The 6248-nt window shown below is 69.1% G+C and carries 5 protein-coding genes and 1 pseudogene; all 6 read right to left on the reverse strand.

The window, feature by feature from the left end:
* Nucleotides 1-31 precede the first annotated feature (31 nt).
* The 6 genes and pseudogenes from ACFWFI_RS40065 to ACFWFI_RS40090 all read right to left on the reverse strand — a co-directional run bounded on the left by ACFWFI_RS40065 (nt 32) and on the right by ACFWFI_RS40090 (nt 5890).
* Nucleotides 32-1543 (reverse strand): MFS transporter, encoded by a 1512-nt coding sequence (locus ACFWFI_RS40065; RefSeq protein ID WP_387400461.1) that lies wholly within the window; start codon nt 1541-1543, stop codon nt 32-34.
* Between the two features lie 70 nt (nt 1544-1613).
* Entirely contained in the window at nt 1614-2876 is a 1263-nt protein-coding gene (locus ACFWFI_RS40070) for an acetylornithine transaminase (protein ID WP_387400453.1), read from the reverse strand.
* On the reverse strand, nt 2873-3823 hold the full coding sequence (gene argB / locus ACFWFI_RS40075) for an acetylglutamate kinase (protein ID WP_387400455.1): 951 nt from the start codon (nt 3821-3823) through the stop codon (nt 2873-2875). The genes ACFWFI_RS40070 and argB overlap by 4 nt, the downstream gene beginning before the upstream one ends.
* A gap of 56 nt (nt 3824-3879) precedes the next feature.
* Nucleotides 3880-4059: pseudogene (locus ACFWFI_RS40080) on the reverse strand (bifunctional ornithine acetyltransferase/N-acetylglutamate synthase); the annotation flags it as partial.
* An 88-nt stretch (nt 4060-4147) separates the two neighbouring features.
* Nucleotides 4148-5176 carry an N-acetyl-gamma-glutamyl-phosphate reductase gene (gene argC, locus ACFWFI_RS40085; protein WP_387400457.1) on the reverse strand — a complete coding sequence of 343 codons (1029 nt, stop codon included), beginning with the start codon at nt 5174-5176 and terminating at the stop codon, nt 4148-4150.
* 210 nt (nt 5177-5386) lie between these two features.
* A complete protein-coding gene (locus ACFWFI_RS40090; RefSeq protein ID WP_387400459.1) occupies nt 5387-5890 on the reverse strand; it encodes an AAA family ATPase in 504 nt (167 codons plus the stop codon).
* Between the last annotated feature and the right edge of the window lie 358 nt (nt 5891-6248).

Genomic DNA, 6248 nt, shown 5'->3' on the forward strand with positions numbered 1-6248 from the left:
TCACCGCTCCGGCCGTGTCGTTCGGGTCAGGTCAGCGGGTGGTCAGGATCTGCTCCGGGACGACGTCCTCCCCCTCCGCCGCCTGCGGTGTGCCCTTGCGCTCCCGCATGAGGAAGAAGGCCAGGACCGCGGCTCCCACCACGCCGGCGGCGCCGGCCAGGAAGCTGGCGGACATGCCTTCGGTGAAGGCGTCGTTGACGAACTTCAGCAGGCCGGGCTCCTTTTCGGCCGCGACGAGCGCGTCACCGATCGAGTGACGGGCGGCCTCTGGGGCGCCGTCCGGCATGTTGCTGGTGAAGGTACTGGTCAGAACGGCTCCGAGGACGGCCACGCCGAGTGCGGCGCCGGCCTGCTGGATGGTGTCGTTCAGCGCGCTTCCGACACCCGCGTGCTCCTCGGGGATGGCGCCCATCATGGCCGCCATCGCCGCGGGCATCGCCAGACCGCTGCCCGCGCCCATCAGGCACATGGCTCCGGCCAGGACGCCCCAGCCGTCGCCGACGGACAGGGTCGAGAGCAGTGCGAAACCGGAGGCGATGACCAGCAGGCCGAGGACCGCCATGGCCCGGTTGCCGGTCTTCGCGATCAGAGAGGCACCGAGTGCGTTGAACACCAGTGTGGCAACGGCCAGCGGGGTGAAGGCGAGGCCCGTCTCCGTGGGGGTGTAGCCGAGGACGAACTGCAGGTACTGGGTGAGGACGAGCATCAGCCCGCCGTTGGCCAGAGTCAGCAGGACGAGGGAGAAGCTCGCCCCCGTGAAGACCCGGTCGCGGAACAGTGCGAGTGGAACCATCGGAGAGGCGTGGCGCTTCTCCCAGACGGCGAAGCCCACGAGGCTGAGCACGGTCACCGCAAGCGTGACCTGCGTGCTCGTGTGGCCGAGTCCGCCCTTGGGGAGCTCGTTGATCGTCCACACCAGGGCGCCCATGCCGACGACCGACAGGACCATGCCGACCGGGTCGGCCTTGCGCCACGGGCCCTTGGACTCCGGCATCAGCACCATGGCCGCCAGGATGGCGAGCACGGCGATGGGGATGTTGATGAGGAAGACGACTCCCCACCAGTAGTGGGCGAGCAGCGCGCCGCCCAGAACCGGGCCGCCGACCAGGCCGACCATGGCCACCGCACTCCAGACCGCGATCGCCTTGGGCCGCTCGGCCTCGTCGAAGACGGTGATGAGGATCGACAGCGTGCTCGGCATCACCAGCGCGCCGCCGACGCCCATCAGGACACGGCCGAGGATCAGCTGCTCCGGGGAGGTGGCGACCATGCCGATGACGGAGGCCGCACCGAAGAGGGCGAGGCCGATGATCATCACCTTCCGCCTGCCGAACTTGTCGGACAGGCTTCCAGCGGTCAGCAGGAGGCCGGCGAAGACCAGCATGTACGACTCGAGGACCCACTGGATGTCCTGAGCACTCGCCTTCAGATCCTCGGTGATCGTCGGTACCGCGACGGTGAGCACCATGTTGTCGATCACCAGCACGAGCGTGCTGAGGCACAGCACGACCAGGATGAGCCAGCGTCGTGGGTGACGTTCCATCATTCAACCTTTCAAAACGGCGTGGGGGCCCGGCGACCGAAGCCGTCAGGAAGGAGCACTGGGTAGATTATCAAACCAGCGTCCTGGTTTTTTCTAGGCGTTTTCCGGACCCATTTGAGGGGACGACACCCAGGGAAGCGGGCCGCTCGGCAGCAACAGCCCCCAGAATCGCGGGAAATCGGTCCAGAAACATACCGACGTCCTGGTCTCTTAGGGTCAGTGGCGGGGCAAGACGGATGACGTCCGGAGCCGCGGCGTTCACCAGAAGTCCGGCCTCCTGGGCTGCCTGTTGCACCTGCGGTGCGACAGCTTCGGCCAGCACGATGCCCAGGAGAAGCCCCGCTCCCCGTACCTGCCGGACCAGTGGGTGGTCCAAGGCCTCGATACCGCAGCGCAGTTGCTCACCCGTCCGCCTCACCTGGCCGAGCAGTCCGCAGTCGGCGATGGTGGTCAGAACGGCGAGGGCACCAGCGCACACCACCGGGTTCCCGCTGAAGGTGGAACCGTGCGTGCCCGGGGTGAGAAGGTCAGCGGCCTCACCGAAGGCGAGGGTGGCACCGATGGGCAGGCCGCCACCCAGCCCCTTGGCCAGGGTGACGACATCGGCCTCGACGCCCTCGGCCTGCGCGGCGAACCAATGGCCGGTGCGCCCGATCCCCGTCTGGATCTCGTCGAGGACCAGGAGAGCCCCGGCAGCAGCCGTGATCTCGCGCGCCGCGGCGAGGTAGCCGGAGGGAGGCGTGAGGACGCCGACCTCGCCCTGGATGGGCTCGAGGATCACGAATGCCGTGTCCTCGGTGACGGCGGCGCGCAGCGCCTCGGCGTCTCCGTAGGGGACGAAGGTGACGTCACCGGGCATGGGGTGGAAGGGGTCGCGCTTGGAGGGCTGGCCCGTCAGCGAGAGGGCGCCCATGGTGCGGCCGTGGAAGCCGCCCTGGGCGGCCACCATGCGGGTGCGGCCGGTGAGCCGTCCGATCTTGAAAGCGGCTTCGTTGGCCTCGGCGCCGGAGTTGGAGAAGTAGACGCGGCCTGCACGGCCGGTCAGATCCAGAAGACGCTCCGCGAGCGCGACGGTCGGTTCGGCGATGAAGAAGTTGGAGACATGGCCGAGTGCGGCGATCTGACGCGACACGGCCTCCACCACGGCGGGATGGGCATGGCCCAGGGCGTTGACCGCGATGCCGCCGAGCAGATCCAGGTACTCCCGGCCGTCGGCGTCCCACACCCGGGTCCCCTCGCCGCGGACGAGAGGAAGGCGCGGTGTGCCGAAGTTGTCCATCAGGGCGCCCTGCCAGCGATGGGTGAGCTCCGCGTTGCCGGAGTGGCCCTTCACGCGGCAGCGCCTTCGGCCGCCTCGTCGGGTACGACGATGGTGCCGATGCCTTCGTCGGTGAAGATCTCCAGCAGGATCGAGTGCCGTACCCGCCCGTCGATCACCCGTGCGCTGCGGACGCCGTTGCTGACGGCGTGCAGGCAGCCCCTCATCTTGGGGATCATGCCGCTGGCCAGCTCGGGGAGAAGAGTCTCCAACTCCGTCGCACTGAGGCGGGAGATGACGTCGTCGCTGTGGGGCCAGTCCCGGTAGAGCCCCTCGACGTCCGTGAGGATCATCAGCACCTCGGCGTCGAGCGCGGCGGCCAGGGCCGCGGCGGCGGTGTCGGCGTTCACGTTGAAGACACCGTTGTCGGCGTCGTCGGTGCTGCGGGCGATCGAGGAGACGACGGGTATGCGGCCGTTGTCCAGAAGAGCCTTGACGACTCCGGGGTCGATACCGGTGATCTCGCCGACGCGGCCGATGTCCACGCGCTCGCCGTCGATCTCGGCATACGCTCTGCCGGCGGTCATCAGGCGGGCGTCCTCGCCGGTCATGCCGACGGCGTGCGGTCCGTGCCGGTTGAGCAGTCCCACGAGTTCCCGCTGGACCTGACCGGCCAGCACCATCCTGACCACGTCCATGGTTTCGTCCGTGGTCACCCGCAGCCCTGCGGTGAAGTGGGAATCGAGCCCGAGTCTGTCCATCTGCTTGTTGATCTGAGGGCCTCCGCCGTGCACGACGACGGGTCTGAGTCCCGCGTGGTACAGGAAGAGGATGTCCTCGGCGAAGGCGGCCTTGAGCTGGTCGTCGACCATGGCGTTGCCGCCGAACTTGATGACCACGGTCTTGCCGCGGTGGCGCGCGAGCCATGGAAGTGCCTCCGCGAGGGCGTCGGCCTTGGGAAGGGCGATGTGCTTACGGGCAGCGGCCATCCCGGTGGGGGTCATGGTGCTCAGCACAGTCATGAGGGGTACTCGCTGTTCTCGTGGGCAGAGGCCTTCGCCGCCGTGGCGCCGGTGCCCTGGAGGCCCTGCGACGACCACTTGACGGGGGCTGCCTCGGCGCGGTTCGAGGTGAAGACGCCCGCGGCGGCGCGGCGCGGCCCGTGGTTGACCACGAGGGCCGGATCCGGGTCGCCGCCGGCCTTGATCCCGGCGGCCACACCTGCCGCCGTGAATCCCTGTGCTGCCGTGACGCTCACTGCATCTCCTCGTTCGCTTCTCCGCCCGCGCAGTACGAAGGCGTGGGGATCGTCGTGGTCCGCGGCCTGCCGGCCGCGCGTGCGTCGCTCACGGTGCGACTCCGATCGTGGAAAGTCCGGTCGCCTCGGGAAGCCCGAGGGCGATGTTCATGCTCTGGACCGCGCCACCCGCCGTTCCCTTGGCAAGGTTGTCGATCGCGCTGATCGCGATGACGCGGTGGGCCGCTTCGTCGTAGGCGACCTGGATCTGGGCGGTGTTGGATCCGTACACCGACGCCGTCGCCGGCCACTGTCCCTCGGGCAGCAGGTGGACGAACGGCTCGTCCGCGTATGCCTTTTCGTACGCCGCGCGCACGTCGGCAGCGGTGACACCCGGCCTGGCTCCGGCGCTGCAGGTGGCGAGAATGCCGCGGGCCATCGGGGCGAGGGTCGGGGTGAAGGAGACGGTGACCCGCTCCCCGGCGACCGCACTGAGGCTCTGGATCATTTCGGGGGTGTGCCGGTGACCGCCGCCGACGCCGTACGGACTCATCGAGCCCATCGCCTCACTGCCGAGCAGATGCGGCTTGAGTGTCCTTCCCGCGCCCGAGGTGCCGGAAGCGGCGGTGATCACGGCCTCGGCCTCGACCGTCCTGGCGGCATAAGCGGGGAACAGGGCCAGTGACACAGCGGTCGGATAGCAGCCCGGGACCGCGATACGCGAGGTCCCCTCCAGAGCGGCGCGGCCGCCCGGCAGCTCGGGCAGACCGTAGGGCCAGGTCCCGGCGTGCGGAGAGCCGTAGAACCGCTCCCAGTCGGCCGCGTCCGCCAGCCGGAAGTCGGCGCCCATGTCCACCACCAGCACGTCCTCGCCCAGTTGCTCGGCGACGGCGGCCGAATGGCCGTGCGGCAGCGCCAGGAACACGACGTCGTGCCCGCTCAGCACCTCGGTGGTGGTGGGTTCCAGAACCCGGTCGGCCAGCGGGAACAGGTGCGGCTGGAGCGTGCCGAGTCTTCGGCCGGCATTCGAGTCCCCGGTCAGGGCGCCGATCTCCGCCCCGGGGTGTCCGAGCAGCAGTCGCAGCACTTCCCCGCCCGCGTATCCGCTCGCTCCGGCCACTGCTACCCGCACAGTCATGTTCCCCTCCTGGTCGGCGACGGCATGAATCTCCATCAGGCGGGAGTCACTTACAAGCACTTCTGTCATGCCCATGACAAGTTTCAAGTGGAGATCGGCCGCCTGCCCCCCGCCGGCCCCTCATGACGTGCGCCTTCCGCGGAAACCGCACGTCACCACCACAGACCGGAGTCCCTGTTTCCTGTCACGGATGTCTCTGAACGCCCTCGGTCACCGGTGCGGGCTGCCCCCGTAAAGGGCCTCGATGTGGTCGAACCCCTCGGCACGAAGACCGGGAGTGGCATCGAGCGTCTGGCAGTACTGCTCACGCACGACGTCCACCGGCAACTGCAGGTATGCGGGACGCAACGCGTTTCGGTCCAGGCACAGCCGAAGCGGTGTGGTCATGATCAGCGCCACCGCCGGGACGTCGTAGCGCTCGGCGAGGCCGAGCAGCTTCGCGCGCATCGCCGCCTCGGTGTGGTCGATGTCCACGACCGTCGTCTGACGACGCGCCAATCGGCGTTCGACCACCGTGCCCAACGCGTGAACTGCTTCGTCGATTGCGTCCGGATCCAGAGGATCGTCGCTGATGAGCTCACGGAACGTGTCCAGCTCCAGCACACTCTCGGGCGGCCAGGTGGCGGCCGTCGTGCTCTTGCCGCTGCCGGCTGCTCCGAGCAGCACGATGAGGACCGGAGAAGGAAAGACGGTGTCGGGCACGTGGTCTCCCATGCTGGTGGTGTGGCGGCTCACCGGTGTGCCCGTCGCGCCACGGGGCGGCCCCGGCCTGTGACCGGCCGGGGACATCCCGAGGCGGGAGGCAACGACGCGGCGCGCACGTGGGGCCGGCCGTGGCCCCGGGACGCGTCCGCCACCGGTTGCAGGAGCCGGGGCGCCATCGAATCGGCGCCAGCACGGTTCTACCGCAACGCCCCTTGAGATCTGCAGTGGTCAACGCTCGGAGCACACGTTCGCCCGGCAGGACACCGGCCTCCGGACCCGGTGTCCTGATGGTGGACACGGCCCGGAAGCCGGCGATCCACCCGTGGAGCACAGAGAACGGCGCCCGGGCGGGAAGTCCCGTCCGGGC

Source organism: Streptomyces sp. NPDC060209 (genome assembly GCF_042728155.1).
In the GTDB taxonomy this organism is placed as follows: domain Bacteria; phylum Actinomycetota; class Actinomycetes; order Streptomycetales; family Streptomycetaceae; genus Streptomyces.

Bases quoted from the DNA above. Each gene is read 5' to 3' on its own strand.
- ACFWFI_RS40065 (WP_387400461.1), bottom strand. From the start codon at position 1,543: ATGGAACGTCACCCACGACGCTGGCTCATCCTGGTCGTGCTGTGCCTC.
- argB (WP_387400455.1), bottom strand. From the start codon at position 3,823: ATGACTGTGCTGAGCACCATGACCCCCACCGGGATGGCCGCTGCCCGT.
- argC (WP_387400457.1), bottom strand. From the start codon at position 5,176: ATGACTGTGCGGGTAGCAGTGGCCGGAGCGAGCGGATACGCGGGCGGG.
- ACFWFI_RS40090 (WP_387400459.1), bottom strand. From the start codon at position 5,890: ATGGGAGACCACGTGCCCGACACCGTCTTTCCTTCTCCGGTCCTCATC.